The sequence below is a fragment of the Pseudomonas sp. genome (genome assembly GCF_046581935.1).
Lineage (GTDB): Bacteria > Pseudomonadota > Gammaproteobacteria > Pseudomonadales > Pseudomonadaceae > Aquipseudomonas.
Map to the genome: position 1 here is coordinate 1 of NZ_JAYGFK010000011.1, position 21573 is coordinate 21573.

General features: G+C 55.5%; 20 protein-coding genes. 9 read left to right on the forward strand and 11 right to left on the reverse strand.

From position 1 onward, the window contains the following. Positions 1–428: 428 nt before the first annotated feature. The 6 genes from VCA57_RS07385 to VCA57_RS07410 are packed head-to-tail and all read left to right on the forward strand — an operon-like array spanning position 429 to position 8088. Positions 429–944, forward strand: a complete 516-nt coding sequence (locus tag VCA57_RS07385; protein WP_411184327.1) for a GspH/FimT family pseudopilin — start codon at positions 429–431, stop codon at positions 942–944. Continuing rightward, positions 935–1411, forward strand: a complete 477-nt coding sequence (pilV, locus tag VCA57_RS07390) for a type IV pilus modification protein PilV (protein WP_411184328.1) — start codon at positions 935–937, stop codon at positions 1409–1411. Before VCA57_RS07385 ends, pilV begins: the two co-directional genes overlap by 10 nt. Next, positions 1408–2415, forward strand: coding sequence for a PilW family protein (locus VCA57_RS07395; RefSeq protein WP_411184329.1), 1008 nt, complete (start codon positions 1408–1410; stop codon positions 2413–2415). The genes pilV and VCA57_RS07395 overlap by 4 nt, the downstream gene beginning before the upstream one ends. Then, the gene (locus VCA57_RS07400; RefSeq protein WP_411184330.1) at positions 2412–2879 is read left to right on the forward strand and encodes a PilX N-terminal domain-containing pilus assembly protein; all 468 of its coding nucleotides are present in this window, start codon (positions 2412–2414) and stop codon (positions 2877–2879) included. Before VCA57_RS07395 ends, VCA57_RS07400 begins: the two co-directional genes overlap by 4 nt. A 20-nt stretch (positions 2880–2899) precedes the next feature. Then, positions 2900–7642, forward strand: coding sequence for a pilus assembly protein (locus tag VCA57_RS07405; protein ID WP_411184331.1), 4743 nt, complete (start codon positions 2900–2902; stop codon positions 7640–7642). A gap of 2 nt (positions 7643–7644) precedes the next feature. Then, on the forward strand, positions 7645–8088 hold the full coding sequence (locus VCA57_RS07410; RefSeq protein ID WP_411184332.1) for a type IV pilin protein: 444 nt from the start codon (positions 7645–7647) through the stop codon (positions 8086–8088). Positions 8089–8151: 63 nt separating this feature from the next. Here the strand turns inward: VCA57_RS07410 and ispH are convergent, their stop codons facing one another. The 6 genes from ispH to murJ all read right to left on the reverse strand — a co-directional run bounded on the left by ispH (position 8152) and on the right by murJ (position 15585). Beyond that, positions 8152–9099, reverse strand: a complete 948-nt coding sequence (ispH, locus tag VCA57_RS07415) for a 4-hydroxy-3-methylbut-2-enyl diphosphate reductase (RefSeq protein ID WP_411184333.1) — start codon at positions 9097–9099, stop codon at positions 8152–8154. A gap of 128 nt (positions 9100–9227) precedes the next feature. Then, positions 9228–9665, reverse strand: a complete 438-nt coding sequence (gene fkpB, locus VCA57_RS07420) for an FKBP-type peptidyl-prolyl cis-trans isomerase (protein ID WP_411184334.1) — start codon at positions 9663–9665, stop codon at positions 9228–9230. Then, positions 9658–10170: a signal peptidase II gene (gene lspA, locus VCA57_RS07425; RefSeq protein ID WP_411184335.1), complete on the reverse strand. Its 513-nt coding sequence runs from the start codon at positions 10168–10170 to the stop codon at positions 9658–9660. The genes fkpB and lspA overlap by 8 nt, the downstream gene beginning before the upstream one ends. Continuing rightward, positions 10163–12997, reverse strand: a complete 2835-nt coding sequence (gene ileS, locus VCA57_RS07430; protein WP_411184336.1) for an isoleucine--tRNA ligase — start codon at positions 12995–12997, stop codon at positions 10163–10165. Before ileS ends, lspA begins: the two co-directional genes overlap by 8 nt. A 34-nt stretch (positions 12998–13031) precedes the next feature. After that, the gene (gene ribF, locus VCA57_RS07435) at positions 13032–13958 is read right to left on the reverse strand and encodes a bifunctional riboflavin kinase/FAD synthetase (RefSeq protein WP_411184337.1); all 927 of its coding nucleotides are present in this window, start codon (positions 13956–13958) and stop codon (positions 13032–13034) included. A gap of 82 nt (positions 13959–14040) precedes the next feature. Beyond that, positions 14041–15585 (reverse strand): murein biosynthesis integral membrane protein MurJ, encoded by a 1545-nt coding sequence (murJ, locus tag VCA57_RS07440; RefSeq protein WP_411184338.1) that lies wholly within the window; start codon positions 15583–15585, stop codon positions 14041–14043. Positions 15586–15780: 195 nt separating this feature from the next. On the opposite strand from murJ, the gene rpsT reads away from it, so the two are divergent. Continuing rightward, positions 15781–16059, forward strand: a complete 279-nt coding sequence (gene rpsT / locus VCA57_RS07445; RefSeq protein ID WP_411184339.1) for a 30S ribosomal protein S20 — start codon at positions 15781–15783, stop codon at positions 16057–16059. 153 nt (positions 16060–16212) lie between these two features. Here the strand turns inward: rpsT and VCA57_RS07450 are convergent, their stop codons facing one another. From VCA57_RS07450 to rplU, 5 genes are all read right to left on the reverse strand, one after another. Beyond that, positions 16213–16677 (reverse strand): CreA family protein, encoded by a 465-nt coding sequence (locus tag VCA57_RS07450; protein WP_411184340.1) that lies wholly within the window; start codon positions 16675–16677, stop codon positions 16213–16215. Between the two features lie 10 nt (positions 16678–16687). Continuing rightward, positions 16688–17806 (reverse strand): glutamate 5-kinase, encoded by a 1119-nt coding sequence (gene proB, locus VCA57_RS07455; protein ID WP_411184342.1) that lies wholly within the window; start codon positions 17804–17806, stop codon positions 16688–16690. A 68-nt stretch (positions 17807–17874) separates the two neighbouring features. Continuing rightward, a complete protein-coding gene (gene cgtA, locus VCA57_RS07460) occupies positions 17875–19098 on the reverse strand; it encodes an Obg family GTPase CgtA (protein ID WP_411184343.1) in 1224 nt (407 codons plus the stop codon). A gap of 251 nt (positions 19099–19349) precedes the next feature. Further along, entirely contained in the window at positions 19350–19607 is a 258-nt protein-coding gene (gene rpmA / locus VCA57_RS07465) for a 50S ribosomal protein L27 (RefSeq protein ID WP_003176049.1), read from the reverse strand. Between the two features lie 39 nt (positions 19608–19646). Further along, positions 19647–19958 carry a 50S ribosomal protein L21 gene (rplU, locus tag VCA57_RS07470; protein ID WP_411179714.1) on the reverse strand — a complete coding sequence of 104 codons (312 nt, stop codon included), beginning with the start codon at positions 19956–19958 and terminating at the stop codon, positions 19647–19649. Between the two features lie 259 nt (positions 19959–20217). Here rplU and VCA57_RS07475 point away from each other — a divergent pair, with 259 nt between their 5' ends. Beyond that, positions 20218–21186, forward strand: coding sequence for a polyprenyl synthetase family protein (locus VCA57_RS07475; RefSeq protein WP_411184344.1), 969 nt, complete (start codon positions 20218–20220; stop codon positions 21184–21186). Positions 21187–21335: 149 nt separating this feature from the next. Then, complete coding sequence (locus VCA57_RS07480; protein ID WP_090249418.1) at positions 21336–21563, forward strand: hypothetical protein; 228 nt, start codon at positions 21336–21338, stop codon at positions 21561–21563. Positions 21564–21573: the final 10 nt, after the last annotated feature.

Below are 21573 nucleotides of genomic sequence, written 5' to 3' on the forward strand. Positions count from 1 at the left end.
GGAACAACTCTTTGCGGGTCTGCTTGCGCTTACCGGCGTACTCGGCGTCGGCGAAGGTCATCTGCTTCATCGGAAAACTCAGCGGGTGGAGTCTGGGTATTTTGCCAAAATCAGGAAGTCTTTTTCAGAGTTTCCCTAACGACCACAGCTGGTACTGGTCAAATTTTCGCAGACGCACTTTCTTACAGTTTACCGCCGACGGAACGACGCGAGCACTAAATGGCACGCTTACTCTTTGCATCGAGAACACACCTATCAAGCAGGTTGTAATCAACCTAGCCGGCAGGACACGAGCCCAACCTCCCAACAAAGACGCACTATGCAATTAAGCAACAGTTCGTCGCCCTTTCGGCTCGCCTGTCCATCAAGCGCGACACCAACCACACCGGCGGATTAGGATTGGTATGGGTTCCTGTGGAAAATCAGCAATGCGCCGGCAAAATGGATTCACTCTAATCGAGCTAATGATTGTTATCGCCATCGTGGCATTAATCGCCAGCTATGGCATACCGCGCTTTAGCTCAATGGTGCAAAACGGTCGCCTCTCTACTCAAGTCAACGAGCTACAGGGACTGATGCAATTAGCCCGTAGCGAAGCAGTGACAAACCGAGTGATCACACGCGTTTGCGGCAGCACGGATCAAACCAACTGCGACACTGATGAATGGGAGTTAGGGGCCATTGTCTTTCGCGACCAAGACGGGAATGGCAGCGCATCAGCCGCTGAGCTCGTTCGTATAATGCCTAGCGCTAGTAATGGCAATACTGTACGCGGCGCCATTGGCGCCATCAGCTTTCTGACCGACGGGACCCTTGCAGGCGGCGCGATGTTGCGCATCTGCGATGAGCGGGGCGCGGATAACTCTCGGCAAGTTCGGCTCAACACATCAGGGCAAAGTCGTATCAGCAGAGGTAACGCACAGGGGGATGTCGTATGTCCGTAGGGTGCAAGACGCAAAAAGGCTTCAGCATGATTGAACTGCTGATTGCTCTTCTGGTTTTGGCTGTAGGCTTGTTCGGTATGGCCAGCCTAATGATGACCAGCATGAAGTCCAACCAAAGCGCATCCATGCGCAGCCAAGCTAGCTGGCTTGCCTATGACATCATTGAGCGCATGCGCTTAAACGCTGACACAGCGACACAAACAGGCAGCTACTTGATTGCAGCTGCCGACAACGCACCCGCGGACCCCAACTGCAAAGCAGGCGGCTGCAGCAATGTGAATGTCGCCAACCTTGATCTGCGTGAATGGAAAACCCAATTGACCCAGGCCAACCTTACAGGTGCCGTAACCCGCGCAGCGACTAACGCATACACTATTTCAATTTTCTGGCAAGAGGACAGTTCGACTGCATGTGCGCCAGTTAATGGGGTCCCCCAGTGCTCCTTCACACTAAGGGCAGATCTATGAGCACCGTCCTGAAAACTTCGTTGCCCAGACAGCGCGGGCTTACCATCGTTGAGCTGATGATCACGATTCTACTTAGCTCCTTTCTGCTTCTGGGCGTATTGCAGCTGTTCATTAACTCCAACAGCGCAGATAGAACCAACTCGTCTCTTGCTCGCCTGCAGGAAAATGGCCGAATCGCACTGGACATGCTTAAGCAAGACCTGCGCAGAACCGGCTATCAGGGCTGTGCCTCTCCCACAGTGGAAAGCAGACCAAACTCGAGCAAAATCTTCCCTTTAGAAGCAATGGGCGTTCAGAACGTGGATCTAAACGAGGGAGCCGGCACCGCAAATGACAGCCTTGTAATCCGCCATGCATCACCGGCGATGATGCGCACAACCAATATCAGTCAAGCCCAGATAACGTTCATAAGCGGAGCCAACATTTCGTTCGTAGCCAACAATCGCTACGAATTCATTCTGACAAATTGTGAAGACGTTGCCGTATTCACAGGACTCGCCTCAGCGCCTGTCGTCAACCCCGATCCAGCGACTAAAGTGTCGATGCCAAACCAATACACCTTGACCAGTTTGCAGGGCGCTAATAACGGCGCTCCACCAAACTTCGCCGGCATTCCTACCGGGCAAGGCTCACAGTTTCTGCGGCTAGTAGAAAATAGTTTCGACATTCGCAATGACGCCACCAATAACAACCGCCCTACGCTGTACAAAAACGCAGAGGCCATGATTGCGGATGTCGATAATTTTCAAGTGCTTTACGGGGTTGAAACTGGCGGCCAGACTAGCTGGGTGAATGCAGCCAATCTGGATGACGATCTGCGCCAGCGAGTAAGTCGCTTACAAATAAGTCTGGTCATGAGCAGCCCCGATGAGGTTGCTGATCAAGCCAATACCCAGGCACTCCCCATTGCGAATATCGGTGCCAATACACAACTAGCAGCAATAGCAGACCGCCGTTTACGGCGAGTGCTCAATACCGTTGTCGATGTAAGGAATCGGCCATGAAATGTTTCAATACGCCCCACAAAGAGCGCGGCGTGGTACTAGCCGTTAGTCTGATCCTGCTACTACTGCTGACGATTCTGGCCATCACAGCGTCTACTAGCGCCTCACTCCAAGAGCGAATGGCTGGAAATGCTCAAGAAAGTAATATCGCATTCCAAGCATCCGAAAGCGCACTTGCCAACATGACCAGCCAAATTCGCGGCGGCACAGCACCAGCCGCTGATAGCGTGCTGTCTGTGGACTACCCAACACGCACCATTCGCGCACGCATGCAATCAACCTCTAGATTTGCCGATGGCAGTAGTCTAGATGCCGAAGAGGGTAGCGGTACGCCGCAGATAGTCATCTATGACTTCACCAGCAGCGCCACCCTTGACCCGACGGCAACCAGCGCTGGACAAATCACCGATAGCAACACCAATGCCCGACACCTGCAGGGCTATCGCGACCGCATAATTCAGTGAAGTACCCCGAGGATTTCATCATGAACAAGCGCCTCATAGCATTTAATCGCTTGGCACTCAGCACACTTGCCAGCCTCGTGGTACTGCACAGCGCAGTCAGCTACGCCGACGACACTGAAATCTTCTTCGGTGGCCCAGCCATCGACGACAGCGTTCGGCCAAACGTCCTATTTATTCTCGATAACTCTGGCTCCATGGCTTGGCGAACCGACAGCAACAGCAATCCGTCTGGCAGCCAGAAGTCGCGTATGCAGGTGCTTAAAGATTCCTTTGCAGACATCATCAACAATGCCGGCGCAATCAACGCTGGCATCATGGTGCTGAATTCACGTAGTGAGTATGACAACACGCGCATGGTCTACCCTGTTACGAACATTGATGCCGAGCTGCCGACGACCACTCAAGTTGTAGCCAGCACACCAAGGATTGAAGTCAGCGGTGACGACGCCACACAAAGCGTGGCTCCTACATTGCAAAACGCAGATATTTCCAGCTCTTCACTGACCATGGGCGCCTTATCTGTAGCGACCCAGGTCCCTGGCACTAATAGCAAAACACTGCCTAATAATGGCTCCTTCTTTCTGACTAGCTCGGGTTACTCATGCGCCCTAGCTCCGGCGTCTCTAACACCACCAGCAGGTCGCCCAAAAACTCAATGTGACAACAACTCGGCGCTCACAACGCTTAACCTAAGAAGTTCGAGCGCAGGCGACACAGCACTTCTACAAATTCCCGCAATAAACCATCCGGCCAACTACACCATTACCAGTGCCTATTTAGAGCTGACTCCCACCAACAACCGAAGCAACAGTCAGCGCCCAACACTCGACATAGCAATCCAGCGTTCAAAAACGCCAGCAGCATTAAATGACAGCAACCTTCTCAGCCCTCCAGGCAACACGAGAAGCTTCATCAATTCGTCTGCACGTGCCTCAAGCTGGCAATCGGGGCAAACCGCCCAGTTCGATATCACCAACTCACTGCAAGATTTACTGAACGACGACGGTGACCCAATCGGCGATATGATCATCGCGTTTCGCGCACAAGAGAACAGAGATTACAACTTCAGCGCCCAAGGTGCCTCCGCAAGTGTAATGCCGCGTATCGTGATTAATTACTCCGCGCCTAGTACACAAACCGAGCAACGCATGGGCGCGCTGCGCTTTCAAAATGTTGGCATCCCACGTGGTGCAACCATTGAAACAGCCGTTCTTAGCTTTACACCTGCAGCCTCTAACAGCGACCCGATTACTTTTTCCGTAAAAGCGGAAAGCACCGATGATGCGAACGTGTTTACCGCCTCCAACCTAGGCGCTCGCAGCAAGACGTCTGCCACTGTCAACTGGAGCGCTCCCGAGTGGATCAATGACAACCCTCCCGTTGCAGTCGCCGGACCGAATGTTTTACCCCTGGTACAAGAAGTTGTTAACCGCTCCAACTGGTGCGGCAACAACTCAATGGCCTTCTACCTGACACCTAACCTGCAGCCCGGCGAAACAGGCTCTCGCATAGCCCATAGCATTGATGGCGCTCCAGGCCTGCAGCCGACACTTACCGTCACTTACAGCGGCGGCACCGGCGGATGCCTTAACCCCATCATCGAAGCAAGCATCACCAACCCAAAAAATGATGCATTCGAATACAGCAATGGCTACATGACCCTAGGCGACAACACCCTACCAGTCGACCGCAGCCGTTTTGGCGCACGCTATGAAGGTATGCCCATCAACCGCGGGGCAACCATTCTTGACGCCCAGGTAATTTTAACGCCTGCAAATACTGTCACAGCACCCAATACTAGCTCGACTGTGCGCTTCGAAAGTGCAGATAACGCAGCCCCTTTCACTACAAACAACTCGGATATTACTGACCGTAACGACGAAGCCAACAGCACTTGCACTATCACCGAGTGGAGCGCTGGTGTTCCAGTTATTTGCAACGGCTCCGAACTGCGTAGCGGTTTGCAAAACATTGTTAACCGTAACGGCTGGCAGCCAGGCAACGCGGTAAGCATCATGGCGGTGCAATCCAGCGACACCAATCTTGACGTTCAAGCCTACGAAAGCAATCCGGCCCAGTCTATTAAGCTCCGAATCAAGCTTGCCAACGGCGGTCTCGCAAACAGCGCAAACACTGTCCGTAAGCACCTCAACTCCCTGGTTCAATCCATGACCGCCAACAACGGCACGCCGATAGTGCCCACGATGAACGAAGCCGCTCGCTATCTGCGAGGTACTCGCTCTGGCTATGCAAGCCCAATAACCAGCGCCTGCCAATCGACTCACCTCGTCGTATTGACTGACGGCCAGGCAAACGGCAATGGCGCACAAAGCTCTATTGGCAGCTTAATTGGAAGCAGCTGTTCAGGAGATGCCTCAGACTCTAACGAACAATGCGGTCGTAGCCTTGCAACCTGGATGGCGAACATAGACCAGTCAGGTATTACCGGCGACAACTTCATTACCACCCATACTATTGGTTTTGCCTTAAATGCAATGGCGCCTAATACTCAGCCACAAACTTTCCTGTCTGCGCTTGCGAATAACGGTAAAGGTAAAGCATATACAGCAGAGAACGCCTCTGAACTGAGCGCGGCATTCAGCCAAATCCTTCAAGATGTGCTGAGCACAGACACCACCTTCGTCAGCCCTGGCGCGACGGTCAACCAGTTCAACCGCCAGAGCAATAAGAACGAAGTGTACTTCGCATTATTCAAACCCTCGGAGTCCAACCGCTGGGTAGGTAATTTAAAGCGTTATGCCCTTGGTAGTGGCACCGACATCATTGTCGACGCCGACAATGTCGGTGCGATTGACGAAGGCACAGGCTTCTTCAAAAACACGTCCCGCAGCTTCTGGACCCCTGTTGCTGATGGCAATAACACAGCTCAAGGCGGTGCAGCAACCAGACTACCAACTTATACAAACCGCAAAGCCTATACCTACATTGGTGCCACGTCCCCGACATCGCCAGCTACCCTGACAAATAGCGCCTACTTACTCCAGAACGGCAACGCAGCCATCACTCAAACGATACTGGGTGCAAGCGATGCCACAGAGCGTACAGCGCTAATCAACTGGATCCGCGGGTTAAATGATGATGGCTCGGCCCGCAAGGCCATGGGTGATCCACTGCACTCAGTACCACGCTTGGTAACGTATAAGTGCAACACCTTTACTGACAGTACTTATTCCAACTGTGCGAGCGAGGAACAAAGTGCCTTTATTGGTACTAATGAAGGTTTCGTCCATGCATTCAACACCAGCACTGGTGATGAACAAATGGCCTTTATGCCGCAAGAGTTGCTAAGCAACATTAAAGAGCTAAAAGCCAACGAGCGCTCTACAACTGCAGTACCGCGCGCATACGGTATGGATAATACCGTAGCACTCTGGGTTAACGACCTTAATGGTAATGGTGTTATCTATGGTGGCAAAAAGCCGATGGCATCGCCTCCAGCACTTATCACTGGCCTTAACACTGATGAGTTTGTCTACGCCTACGCCACCATGGGCCGAGGCGGACGCAACCTCTACTCATTGGATGTAACCGATACATCAAGCCCTAAACTACGCTGGTTTATCACGCCATCAACACCAGGCTTTTCCCGTCTAGGCCAGACGTGGTCCACGCCAGTAGTAACCACCATTAATATCAATGGAGCAAAGACCAAAGTTCTGATGTTTGCTGGTGGCTATGACGAAGGCCAGGATGATGTGTCCATCCTTGACCAAGACAAATCTGGCAACCCACGCACTGAGGCGTACGGCAACGCAATCTATATTGTCAACGCAACAACGGGCGCCCTGATCTGGTCCGGCAGCAACCAAGCAACTAATCCTGGCGCACAGGCACATCAACAACTGACCAAAATGCGCTACAGCATGCCAAGCAGCCTACGGGCAATCGATATCGATCGTGATGGTGTGGCCGACCAATTCTTCGTCGGGGACATGGGTGGCCAGGTTTGGCGCTTTTTTATCCAAAATGGCAACCCTGCTAGCAGCCTTATAAGCCCTGTCGACAGTGCGAGCGGCACTACCGGGGACGGCGTTTTTGCTAGTGTAATCCCAGCTGATACCGGCAGCGAAACCGCCGCGCAGAAGAAAGCCAAGCTGCGCCGCTTCTACAACGAGCCCGATATTGCTCTGCTTACCGTAAATACCGGTAAGGCACTGGTTGTAAATATCGGCTCAGGCTATCGCGGCCACCCACTGGATACTGGAGCTGAAGATCGGTTCTATTCTTTCCGGACACCAATCATTGCTAACAATGACAGCCACACAATCCTAACCGAATCGGCCATGTACGACGCTACACTGAACCTTGTCCAAGAGGGCACAGCCACTCAAAAGGCTGCTGCTGGTACTGCGTTTTCCAGTAATACCGGCGGATGGTATATCCGTATGGAAAACAGCGGAGAGAAAGTGCTTTCAGAAGCCACCACCTTTGCTGGACAGATATTTTTCAACACTTATGAGCCGAACTCAAACTCTGCCAATAACTCCTGCAAAGCTGTACAAGGCACAGGCCGGTCTTATGCAGTGAACCTGTTCGACGCAACACCGCCAATACAACGAATCACGGGTTCACCGGACCGCAGTGATCGGAGCATCATCCTTAATACGGCCGGCATCCCGCCGAAGGACGTGCTGCTGTTTGGTGAAGACAGAGAAAAAGCAACTAAGTGCACAGGTACTGAGTGCGAAGACCTGGATGTTGACATAACTGTTGGACCCACTTACTGGATTGACGAGCTTTAACTATGAAAAAAACAGCACGTGGTTTCACGCTGATAGAGATGATGATTGTGGTCGTAATCATCGGCATCCTCGCAGCCATCGCCATTCCAAACTACCAAAGCTATCTCAGGCGTGCGGTTTGTGAAGATGCGAAAGCCACACTGGTTGGAGCGGCTAACGTAATGGAACGTTTCCGCTCACAAAACAACACCTATGTAGGCGCGGCTTTAGCCGCCAGTGGCTATGACAAAAGCCCAGTTGATGGCGCAGCACAATTCAACATAGTGGCAGGAAACCTAACACCTACTAGCTACCTGTTAACCGCAACCCCAGTTGCAGCAGGACGTCTAACTGACAGAGGAACCCTAACGCTAACCTCGGCCGGCCTCAGAGGCGCCACCGACGGCGCAACAGCCCCAGGACTCCTAACCGCTGACGTATGGAATAGTGGCTGTAGAGGGCTGTAACGATATGTTTGTAAACCCAAAAGGCCGGAAAATCGGCCTTTTGGGTAACACACTAAATGAAAACTATTGCTTAACGATTACCCGCAACTCCTTCGGCATCGAGAACGTCACATTCTCCGGACGCCCTTCCAGCTCTTGAGCATTCGTCGCGCCCCACGCCCCAAGCTGCTGAATAACGCCTTTCACCAGCACTTCTGGAGCTGATGCACCGGCAGTAATACCAATACCGGCAACGCCCGCAAACCACTCTTGCTTAAGGTCTTCGGCCCCATCGATCAGATAGGCAGGCGTACCCATGCGCTCGGCCAGTTCACGCAGACGGTTGGAGTTGGAGCTGTTGGGGCTACCGACGACCAGCAGCACGTCGCATTCGGAGGCGAGCTGTTTAACGGCGTCCTGACGGTTCTGCGTGGCATAGCAGATGTCGTCCTTACGCGGGCCGCCAATAGCCGGGAATTTGCTGCGCAAAGCGTCGATGACCTTGCTGGTGTCATCCATCGATAGCGTGGTTTGCGTGACAAACGCCAGCGCCTCAGGATTGCGTACCTGCAGTTCGGCCACGTCAGCCTCATCCTCTACCAGATAGATGCTGCCACCGTTGCTCGCATTGTATTGGCCCATAGTGCCTTCAACTTCCGGGTGGCCTTCGTGGCCGATCAGGATGCATTCACGCCCTTCGCGGCTGTAGCGAACTACCTCCATATGCACCTTGGTCACCAATGGGCAGGTGGCGTCGAACACCTTCAGGCCGCGGCGCTCAGCTTCGCTGCGCACGGCTTGGGATACGCCGTGGGCGCTGAAGATAACGATAACGTCATCGGGCACCTGATCCAGCTCTTCGACGAATATCGCACCACGGGAGCGCAGGTCTTCCACCACAAACTTGTTATGCACCACTTCATGGCGCACATAAATCGGCGGACCAAAGACCTCAAGGGCACGGTTGACGATTTCAATGGCGCGATCAACGCCAGCACAGAAACCACGGGGATTGGCGAGTTTGATATGCATGGGAGCCTCAGCACGCGGTCGTTCGGGGCAAGTTTAACGCGGGAGCAGACGGCGCTCCCGCGCGGCATAGCCCGGATGAAATCCGGGAGGGGATATTCGCGTTTCCCGGAGTTGATCCGGGCAACCAATCAGAGCGCTACAACCTCGATGATTTCAACCTCAAAGCTCAGCGCCTTGCCGGCCAACGGATGGTTGAAGTCGATGGTTACCTGGTTGTCATCAAAGGCTTTAACCACGCCAGGCAGCTCGGCATTGGCGGCATCGTTGAAGATCACCAACAAGCCTTCGGACAACTCCATGTCCTGGAACTGACTGCGTGACATCACCTGGATATTTTGCGGATTACCCTGACCAAAGCCCTGCTCCGGGCTGATCGACATGCTGCGCTTGTCACCCGCCTTCAGACCATAGATGGCCTGCTCAAAGCCGGGCAACAAGTTGCCATCGCCAACTTTGAAAGTGGCGGGCTTTTTCTCGAAGGTGCTGTCGACCACATCGCCGTTATCCAACCTCAGCGCAAAATGCAGGGTTACTTGATGATTAGGGCCGATACGTACATCAGTCACGCGTCACCTCTTCTTCCGACTTCTTACTTTTGAACATATCCAGCGCCAGCAAGATGGCACCGCCAGTAATCGCCATATCGGCCGCGTTGAAAGCCGGGAAATACCACTGATGACGCCAATGGAACAGGATGAAGTCGACCACATGGCCAAACACCATACGGTCCACCAAGTTACCCAGCGCCCCGCCAAGCACCAGCGCCAAAGCCACAGCAAGCCAGGTTTCATCTGGCTTGAGGCGTTTGAGCCAGACAACCAACACCACACTCACCACGAGGGCGATTGCGGCGAAGAACCAGCGTTGCCAACCAGCCGCGTCAGCCAGGAAACTGAACGCTGCGCCGGTGTTGTAGGCCAAGGTCCAACTGAAGTAATCCGGGATGATCACGATCTGCTGGTACATGCTCAGGCTGCCATCGAAATAGAACTTGCTCGCCTGATCAATCACAAATACCAGCAAGCTCAGCCACAACCAGGCCAAGCGACCAAAGCGACTGGCCTTAGGCATAGTGGCGAACCTCGCCTGCGCCGTCGATGTTGTCTACACAGCGACCACAGATTTCCGGGTGCGCCGCGTGACTACCGACATCCGCGCAGAAGTGCCAGCAGCGGGTGCACTTGGTCAGGCCAGACTTGACGATTTTCAACTTCAGCCCGCTCACTTCGGTCTGCACCACATCCGCAGGTGCGCTGGCCAACGGCGCCAGGCTCGCGCCGGAGGTGATCAGAACAAAGCGCAATTCGTCGCCAAGGCGTGCCAGGTCGGCAATCAGCGCTTCTTCAGCGTAAAGCGTTACTTCAGCTTGCAGGTTGCCACCAATCAGTTTGGCGTTGCGCTGATTCTCAAGCTCCTTGTTGACCGCAACCTTGACCGCCATGACACGATCCCAGAAGGCGCGACCCAGCTCGAAATCAGCCGGTAGTTCGCTCAGCCCTTGGTAATAGGTGTTGAGCATCACCGACTCGTTACGCTCACCTGGCAGGTACTGCCAGATCTCGTCAGCAGTGAACGACAGGATCGGCGCAACCCAGCGCACCAGCGCTTCGACGATATGGAACATGGCGGTCTGGCAGGAGCGCCGCGCCACGCTATCGGCAGCGGTGGTGTATTGACGGTCCTTGATGATGTCGAGGTAGAAACCACCCAGCTCCTGCACGCAGAAGTTGTGCACCTTTTGATAGACATTCCAGAAGCGGTAGCTGTCGTAAGCCTCTTCGATTTCACGCTGCAGCAGCAGAGCACGGTCTACCGCCCAACGATCCAATGCCAACATGTCTTCGGGGGCAAGCAGGTGCTGCGCCGGATCAAAACCGCTGAGGTTGGAAAGCAGGAAGCGCGCGGTGTTGCGGATACGCCGGTAGGCGTCAGCGCTGCGCTGCAGGATCTGGTCAGAAACAGCCATCTCCCCCGAATAGTCAGTGGACGAGACCCAGAGACGCAGGATATCGGCACCCAAGCTGTCGATGACTTTCTGCGGCGCGACCACGTTACCCAGCGACTTGGATTGTTTACGGCCCTGCTCGTCAACGGTAAAGCCGTGAGTCAGCAGCTCTTTGTACGGCGCATGGCCATCGATGGCGCAGCCGGTCAGCAGCGACGAATGGAACCAGCCACGGTGCTGGTCGGACCCTTCCAGGTACAAATCGGCAACCGGGCCATTGGAATGTGCCAGCTCAGCGTGGGAGCCACGCAATACGTGCCAATGGGTGGTGCCTGAGTCAAACCACACATCGAGGGTGTCGCGGCTCTTGTCGTACTGGTCCGCTTCGTCGCCCAGCAGTTCGGCGGTATCGAGCTTGAACCAGGCCTCGATGCCCTCTTGCTCAACACGTTGCGCTACTTGCTCCATCAGTTCGACGGTACGCGGGTGCAACTCACCGCTTTCTTTATGGGTAAAGAACGGGATCGGCACACCCCAGTTGCGCTGACGCGAGATGCACCAGTCGGGACGGCCGGCGATCATGCTGTGCAAACGCGCCTGGCCCCAAGCCGGTACAAACTGAGTTTCTTCAATGGCCGCCAGCGAACGCTCACGCAGGGTCGCGCCCTCATTCGGCTGCTTATCCATGCCAATAAACCACTGCGCGGTAGCGCGGTAGATCAGTGGGGTTTTGTGACGCCAGCAGTGCATGTAGCTGTGGTTGATCGCTTCATGCTTGAGCAGCGCGCCGACTTCTTCGAGCTTGGCGACGATATTCGGGTTGGCCTTCCAGATGAACTGACCACCGAAGAACGGCAGCGAGTCAACATACACACCGTTGCTCTGTACCGGATTGAAGATGTCATCGTTGCTCATGCCGTACTGCTTGCAGGTACGGAAGTCGTCCTCACCGTAGGCCGGGGCCGAGTGAACCACGCCAGTGCCAGCACCCAACTCGACATACTCAGCCAGGTAAACCGGCGACAGACGATCGTAGAACGGATGACGGAAGTTGATCAGCTCCAGCGCGGCGCCCGGCGCAGTGGCGATCACCTCACCCTGCAGGCCATAACGTTGCAGGCTGCTTTCGACCATTTCCTCGGCCAGCAACAACAGCCGATCACCGACATCCACCAGCGCGTAGTTGAACTCCGGGTGCACGTTCAGCGCCTGGTTGGCTGGAATCGTCCAGGGTGTGGTGGTCCAGATGACGATGCTCGTTGGTTTGCTCAGGCTGGCCAAACCGAACGCGGCGGCCAGTTTGTCGGCGTCTTCGACAGGGAAGGCAACGTCGATGGCATCGGACTTCTTATCCTGATACTCGACCTCGGCCTCGGCCAGTGCCGAGCCGCAATCGAAGCAGAAGTTGACCGGCTTCAGGCCCTTAAACACGAAGCCCTTCTTGACGATCTCTGCCAGCGCGCGGATTTCACCGGCTTCGTTGGCGAAGTTCATGGTCAGGTAAGGGTTATCCCACTCGCCCAGTACGCCCAAACGGATGAAGTTGCCCTTCTGCTCTTCAACCTGCTCGCCGGCATACGTGCGGCAGCGCTCGCGGGTCAAATCGGCCGGCTGGTTTTTGCCGAAGGTGGTTTCGACCTTGTGCTCAATCGGCAGGCCATGACAATCCCAGCCTGGCACATAAGGGGCGTCGTAACCGGCGATGGTCTTGGAGCGGGTGATGATGTCCTTGAGAATCTTGTTCAGCGCATGACCGATATGAATGCTGCCGTTCGCATAGGGCGGGCCGTCGTGCAGGACGAACTTCGGCCGATCTGCGCCAATCTCACGCAGCTTCTGATACAGGCCAATATCATTCCAGCGCTGCAGAATCTGCGGTTCGCGCTGCGGCAGGCCGGCCTTCATCGGAAACGGGGTATCAGGCAGATTTAGCGTGGCTTTGTAATCGGTCATGTCAGGCTCTTCTAAGCGGTTGGCACTCATTTATTTAAGTGCGCCAGTGGGCACGGGCGGCGGCAATATCGGCAGCAATTGCCGTTTTCAGTGCCTCGAGGGAGGCAAAACGCTGCTCATCACGCAGCTTGTGGTGGAAAGCCACCGTCAAACGCCGGCCATATAAATCACCGGCAAAGTCCAGCAAATGCACTTCCAGGTGGGCACTGCCATCACCTGCAACACTCGGTCGCACGCCAATATTGGCAACCCCTGGCCATGTCTGGCCGTCGATCTCGGTGCTAACCAAATACACACCCTTGAGCGGTACCCGCCGGCGCTTGAGCTGCACATTGGCAGTCGGCGCATTTAGCTGACGTCCCAACTTCTGCCCATGCAAAACGCGCCCAGCGATCTGAAATGGTCGCCCGAGCATGTGCTGCGCTAAAGCGAAGTCACCGGCAGCCAGGGCTTCACGCACCCGGGTACTACTAACGCGAATACCGTCTAACTCAACCGTGCTCGCCGCTTCAACAGTGAAACCCTCACGAGCACCGGCTTCTGCCAGAAAGGCGAAATCACCGGCACGGTCACAGCCAAAACGGAAGTCATCGCCGACTTCCAGGTGCTGTACACCGAGCCCCTCTACCAGCACGCGGTGGACAAACTCAGCGGCACTCAGCTCACGCAGGCGGCGGTTGAAACTCAGGCAAACAACCTGGTCAACACCTTCTGCGGCTAACAGCGCCAGCTTGTCACGCAGGCGCGCTAGACGCGCTGGAGCGGAATCCGGGGTAAAGAATTCACGGGGCTGCGGCTCGAAAATCAACACACAACTTGGCACCCCAAGCTCGGCGGAGCGCTCACGCAAACGCGCCAAAATGGCCTGATGGCCACGATGGACGCCGTCGAAATTACCAATGGTGGCAACACAGCCCCGATGCTGGGGCCGCAAGTTGTGTAGACCGCGAACCAGCTGCATAACGCGCTTCTTGCTCATAAAGTGGCCGATTATACGCACACCAAGCAGCAGACAACAGGCAGCAAATCAGCCGCCTAGCCAATCAAGACGCTGAGCTGCGGGCAAAGTCGCGCAAACGAAAGCCCAGCAACAACAAAACCCCGAAGTAGCTCAGCAAGCCCAACACCACCAGACCTGCAAGCCGCGACAACCGCCAGAACATGTCACCCTCGGCCCAATCCGGCATGTAGTGCATTGCCGCCAGCAGCACAGCCGACATACTCAACACCGCCAGCAGCAACCTGCCCAAAAAAGCAGCCCAGCCAGCCTGCGGGCGAAACATATCGGCTTTGCGCAACTGCCAATACAGCAGCGCAGCGTTGAGGCAAGCGGCAAGACCGATTGCCAGCGCCAGCCCGGCATGCGCCAAGGGGATCACGAATATAAACAGCACGTTCATCACCTGGGTCGCGGCCAGCGTCACCATGGCAATACGCACCGGGGTCCGGATGTTCTGCTGGGCATAAAAGCCAGGCGCCAGGATTTTCACCAAAATGATCCCGAGCAAACCCACCGAGTAGGCCATCAGCGCCTGCTGAGTCATCAGCGCATCGTTGGCAGAGAATTTGCCGTACTGGAATAGCGAAACAGTCAACGGTTCGGACAATAAAGCCAACGCAACAGCACTCGGCAGGGCGAGAACAAAGCACAGACGCAACCCCCAATCGAGCAGCCTGGAGTACTCATCACGATTCGCCGCAGAATAGGTTTTCGACAGGGCCGGCAACAGGATCGTACCCAGCGCAACGCCCAATACACCGGCCGGCAACTCCATCAATCGGTCGGCGTAATACATCCACGACACCGAGCCCGCGACCAGAAAAGAGGCAAACACGGTATTGATGATCAGCGAAATCTGACTGACCGACACCCCGAAGATCGCCGGCCCCATCTGCCTTACCACTCGCCAAACCCCAGTATCTTTCAGGTTCAACCGCGGCAAGACGAGCATGCCGATCTTGCGCAGGTGCGGCAGCTGAAACAGTAGTTGCAACAGCCCGCCCACCAATACCGCCCAACCCAACGCCATAATCGGCGGATTGAAATAGGGCGTTAAGAACAATGCAAACACAATCATGCTGAGATTCAGCAAGGTCGGCACAAAGGCCGGCACCGAGAACCGGTTCCATGTATTGAGCACCGCCCCAGCAAGGGACGACAGGGAAATCAGCAAGATATAAGGGAAGGTGATGCGCAGCAGATCGGTTGTTAGCGCAAAACGCTCCACCTCATCAGCAAACCCCGGCGCAGACGCCCAAACGATCCACGGCGCGGCCAGAATGCCAACAAAGGTAACCAGCGCCAGCACCAGGGTTAGCAAACCTGTTACATAAGCGAGAAACGTGCGCGCGGCCTCATCGCCTTGCTGGGTCTTGTACTCGGCCAAAATCGGTACAAAAGCCTGGGAAAACGCCCCTTCGGCAAAAATACGGCGCAATAGATTGGGCAGCTTGAACGCCACCACAAAGGCATCAGAGGCCACGCCAGCTCCGAAGGTACGGGCGATGATGGTATCGCGCACAAAGCCCAGCACCCGAGAGAGCATGGTCATGGAGCTGACAGCAGCCAACGACTTGAGCAAATTCATGTAATAATTCAATTTCCGCAAACAAGCGCAGCCTCGGACAATCCGCCGGCGCGCAAAGGCAACGAGTGTAGCGGTCTGCCACTGGTCAGGCCAGCACATAGAAAAGCCAGCAGGCTTGACAGCACGCCCTCATATCGGCATGATTCGCGGCCTTATTTGTTTGTAACCCCCAGAATTTTTTCGAGGAGCTTGACGGTGGCCAATACACCTTCTGCCAAAAAACGCGCAAAACAGGCTGAGAAGCGTCGTAGCCAAAACGCCAGCCAGCGCTCGATGGTCCGCACTTACATCAAGAACGTTGTCAAGGCTATCGAAGCCAAAGATGTCGCTCTTGCTACCACCGCATACACCCTGGCTGTGCCAGTTATCGACCGCATGGCCGATAAAGGCATCATCCATAAGAACAAAGCAGCTCGCCATAAGAGCCGCCTGAATGGCCACATCAAGGCCCTGGGCGAAGCTGCAGCTGCATAAGCTGCTAGCTACACGCTGTTAGATCTTGAAAAACCGGCTTAATAGCCGGTTTTTTATTGCCTGAGAAAAGCCACCCGCAACACCCACGAACACACCTACAGACAACCCGCAAATAACTGACCAGAAAAAGCCCGAATCACTTCGGGCTTTTTCTTAAGACTTTTGCGGCCAAGGCAGAATTGGAATAGCGGTCACCGCATTCTGCGGGCTCCCCTCAATCACCCGATCGCTATAGACCAGGTAAACCAAGGTATTGCGCTTCTGATCAAAGAACCGCACCACTTGCATGGTCTTAAACACCAGCGAGGTACGTTCACGAAACACCTCCTCGCCTTCCTTGAGCTTGTCGAGAAAGCTGATCGGACCAACTTGGCGACAGGCAATCGAGGCCTCCGCACGGTCTTCAGCCAGCCCCAGACCACCTTTGACGCCACCGGTTTTGGCCCGCGACAAATAGCAGGTCACCCCCTCAACCTTAGGATCATCAAAGGCCTCGACAACAATCTTGTCATTCGGCCCCATGAATTTGAAAACCGTCGACACTTCGCCAACCTGCTCCGCCACCGCCAACACAGGCAGCAACGCAAGCACACCCAACAATCCTTTTACGATCCGCATCAGCCGCTCCTCAGACCAGAATCAAATTATCCCGATGCACCAACTCAGGCTCATCAACATAACCTAGCAGCCTCTCAATAGCTTCCGATGACTGGCCGATGATCTTCTGCGCCTCAAGCGCACTGTAGTTGGCCAGGCCACGGGCAATCTCTCGCCCATCAGCCGCCACACAGACCACCATTTCACCGCGCCGAAAACTACCCTGCACAGCCTTCACACCAACAGGCAATAAGCTTTTGGTGCCGCTCGCCAGCGCCTTGACCGCACCATCATCCAACACCAACGTTCCACGGGTCTGCAGGTGCCCAGCCAGCCACTGCTTGCGCGCCGCCAACATGCAGCGCTCAGGCGCAAGCAACGTACCCAGACGCTCACCCGCCTTGAGCCGCGCCAGCACCTGCTCGATAGCGCCACCAACAATCACCGTATGCGCACCAGAGCGCGCCGCAAGACGCGCCGCACGCAGCTTCGTTTGCATACCGCCACGCCCAAGTGCACCGCCAACACCACCGGCTACAGCATCCAACGCCGGATCATCGGCGCGCGCCTCGAAAATCAGCTCAGCATCGGGGTTATGCCGTGGATCGGCGTTATACATGCCGTCACGATCCGTGAGAATCACCAGCAAATCTGCCTCGACCAGATTAGCCACCAGCGCCGCCAGGGTGTCATTGTCGCCAAAGCGGATTTCATCAGTGACCACGGTGTCGTTTTCATTGATCACCGGCACCACATCCAAATCGACCAGCGTGCGCAACGTGCTGCGCGCATTCAGGTAGCGCTTGCGATCCGACAGATCATCATGGGTCAGTAGAATCTGCGCGGTGCGCCGGCCATGCTCGGCAAAGCTCGACTCCCACGCCTGAATCAACACCATCTGACCAATCGCCGCTGCCGCCTGCAACTCATGCATGGCACTCGGCCGCGCACGCCAGCCCAGCTTGCTCATGCCCGCCGCCACCGCTCCAGACGACACCAGCACCAGCTCGACGCCCTGCTCACGCAGCGCGACCATCTGCTCGACCCACACCGCCATGGCGGCACGATCCAGACCGCGACCATCAGCGGTCAGCAGCGCACTGCCAATCTTCACCACCCAGCGCTGCGCACCGGTTACCTTGTCACGCATGATCTTCCAACCTTAGCCGCGACCTGTGATTAGAAAAACGCCGCAATTAAGCGGCGTTTTGTAGTTGCTTAATCCCGGACGTAAATGATTTCCGGGCCATCCTCTTCGTCTTCCTCGTCCCAGAAGCTGTCGTCTTCATCGACATCACCAACAGCCTTAACCCCAGAACGACGCAGCGCACGCTTGTCATCCAGCGCCTGCAACTGGGCACGCGCCTCATCTTCAATGCGTGTATTCAACTCAGCCAACTCAGCCGCATACTCTGGGTTTTCCTGAATGCGCTCAGCGCGCGCTTCAAGGAAGTCCATAATGTCATAACAGAGCTTGTCAGTACCCTCGCGCGCCAGGGCAGAAATCACATACAACGGACCATCCCACTCGATTCGCTCAACGATCTCAGCGATGCGCGCCTCCTGCTCCTCTGTGAGGATCTGGTCGGCCTTGTTCAGCACCAGCCAACGCTCACGCTCAGCCAGCGACGGGCTGAACTTGGTCAGCTCATCAATAATGGTAGCGGCCGACTCAGCCGGGTCGGTCAAATCCAGCGGCGCCATATCAACAAGGTGCAGCAGCAAACGGGTACGCGACAAGTGCTTGAGGAAGCGAATACCAAGGCCCGCACCGTGAGAAGCACCCTCGATCAACCCCGGAATATCGGCGACCACGAAGCTCTTGTAACGATCAACACTGACCACACCCAGGTTCGGTACCAGAGTGGTGAAGGGGTAGTCGGCAACCTTCGGCTTGGCAGCCGACACCGAGCGAATAAAGGTGCTCTTACCGGCATTAGGCAAGCCCAGCAAGCCAACATCAGCCAACACCTTCAATTCCAACTTAAGGTCGCGCGCGTCACCCGGCTTACCCGGCGTAGTCTGTCGAGGCGCGCGGTTAGTACTGGACTTGAAGCGAGTATTTCCCAGGCCATGCCAACCACCTTGTGCAACCAGCAGGCGCTGACCAGCCTTGGTCAAATCACCAATCACTTCCTGGGTGCCGGCGTCGATCACCGTAGTACCAATCGGCACAGGCAGGATTAAATCTTCGCCTTTAGCGCCGGTACAGTCGGTACTACCGCCCTTTTCACCATTCTGCGCCTGGAAACGACGGGTATAGCGGTAGTCCACCAGGGTATTAAGGTTCTCTTGAGCCTCGATATACACCGAGCCACCGTCACCACCATCACCACCGTTAGGGCCGCCTTTCTCGATGAACTTTTCACGACGAAAAGCCATCATGCCGTTACCGCCGTCGCCGGCTTTTACAAAAATCGATACTTCATCGACGAATTTCATGGGTACGCCTCCCGCAACAAGGCGGGTTATCTAAAACGAGAAACACCAGGTTCTTGCAAAATTGACCTGCATTCAAATCGAACGCTAACACCCAGGACAGTTTGGCAAGAACCCCAAGAATACAGAAACAAAAAAAACGCCCGGAGCGTTTTCTAACGTCGCTTGCGACGGCCCGCAGGGTTGCCGCCATGGATGGCGAGCCAATAAAAAAGCCCCGTCGCAAGGACGGGGCTTTCCCAGCAGTCGCGCAATTAAGCCGCAACGACGCTCACGTAACGGCGGTTGAACGCGCCTTTTACTTCAAACTTGATCACGCCTTCGATTTTCGCGAAGAGGGTGTGATCTTTACCCATGCCAACGCCGTAACCAGCGTGGAATTGGGTGCCGCGCTGACGCACGATGATGTTGCCAGGAATGATTTTCTGGCCGCCATACATCTTCACGCCAAGGCGTTTAGCTTCTGAGTCGCGACCGTTGCGGGTACTACCGCCAGCTTTTTTGTGTGCCATGAGTTCAATACTCCTATAAGTGGATCAGGCCGAAACGAATTAGGCCTGGATACCAGTGATTTTGATCTCGGTGTACCACTGACGGTGGCCCTGACGCTTCATGTGGTGCTTACGACGACGGAACTTGATGATGGTGACCTTGTCGTGACGGCCTTGAGCGATCACTTCAGCTACAACCTTGGCACCTTCAACAACCGGAGCGCCGATTTGCACGTCGTCGCCATTGCCGACCAGCAGAACACGATCAAAAGTCACGGCTTCGCCAGTGGCCAGCTCGAGTTTTTCGATCTTGAGGAATTCGCCTTCGGTGACTTTGTATTGCTTGCCACCAGTAACAATTACTGCGTACATGGTAAATCTCCGTTAATCCTGCTCACCCAGCGCTTTATAGGAATAAGTGTCGGCTGGCATGGCTGCTTGGGGCCTTCAAGGACACCCTTGCAATTGCGTAAGGCAGGGAAATACCCAGGGGGAAGTTCAGGGTGCGCGATTGTACGCAAGCAGGCAACGCGACGCAAGGCCCTGACACATACCCACAAGCCACTTGCCTTGACAGCCCCTAGTCCGCCACCTAGCATGCCGCGCAACCCATGAGTAGCAGGTATAAGCGATGCAACCCCAGGCTTTCTACCGCGTGGTGGCGGATGATTTCACCGCCGTCGACGGTATCATCCGCGCCCAAGTGGTGTCGCGCGTACCGCTGGTAGAAAAGATCGGCGACTATATTATCTCGGCTGGTGGCAAACGCCTGCGTCCATTGCTGGTATTACTCAGCGGCAAAGCGCTCGGCCTGGACGGCGACAACCTGCGCCTGCTCGCCGCCACCATCGAATTCCTGCACACCGCCACCTTGCTGCACGACGACGTGGTCGACATGTCCGATATGCGCCGTGGCCGCAGCACTGCCAATGCCCAATGGGGCAATGCGCCCAGCGTTCTAGTTGGCGACTTCCTTTATTCGCGCTCCTTCGAAATGATGGTCGAACTCGGCTCCATGCCAGTCATGAAGATCCTTTCCAAGGCGACCCGCGTCATTGCCGAAGGCGAAGTGCTGCAACTGTCGAAGATTCGTGACGCGAGCACCAGCGAAGAAACCTACATGGAAGTCATCCGCGGCAAGACCGCGATGCTCTTCGAGGCCTCGACCCACAGCGCCGCCGCTCTGGCCGAAGCCAATGCCGAACAAACTGAAGCATTGCGTACCTTTGGCGATCATCTAGGTGTCGCCTTCCAACTGGTCGATGACCTGCTCGACTACCGCGGTGACGCCACAACCCTGGGCAAGAACGTCGGTGACGACCTGGCTGAAGGCAAGCCAACCCTGCCGCTGATCTACACCATGCGCGAAGGCACTACTGAGCAAGCAGCCCTGGTGCGCCAAGCGATCCAGAAAGGCGGTATTGAGGACCTCGAAAGCATCCGCAATGCCGTTGAAGCGGCCGGCGCGCTGGACTACACCGCCCAGCTAGCGCGCGATTATGCTGACCGCGCCATTGCCTGCCTGGACGTGCTACCTGCCAACGAGTACCGCGATGCGCTAATCGAACTCTGCCGCTTCGCTGTAGCCCGCACGCACTAAGCCCAACCGCGAACACCAAGCCCGTCCCTGCGACGGGCTTTTTTATGCCGCGCATCATGCCGACCACCGGCATCACGGAAAGCACAATTAATACTTGCTATATATTGAATAGGAATTATTCTCATCAAACCATTTAAGGGAGATGAGTCATGACCTACCTAATCGACGCTTGGCTAGACCGCCCACAACCGTACCTACGCATACTCAATCGCAATACCGGTGAGGTGTGTGCATTGCTCAAGGAAGACGCTCTGGATGAGCTACGCGACCAGGGCGACCTGGATCTGCATGAACTAAACTCCAGCGAACCGCTGGTGCTCAAGGAGCTGGTACGCAATCTGTTTCTGTACTGCTACGCCCGGGCGTTGCGCCCCTGAATATCTGGGC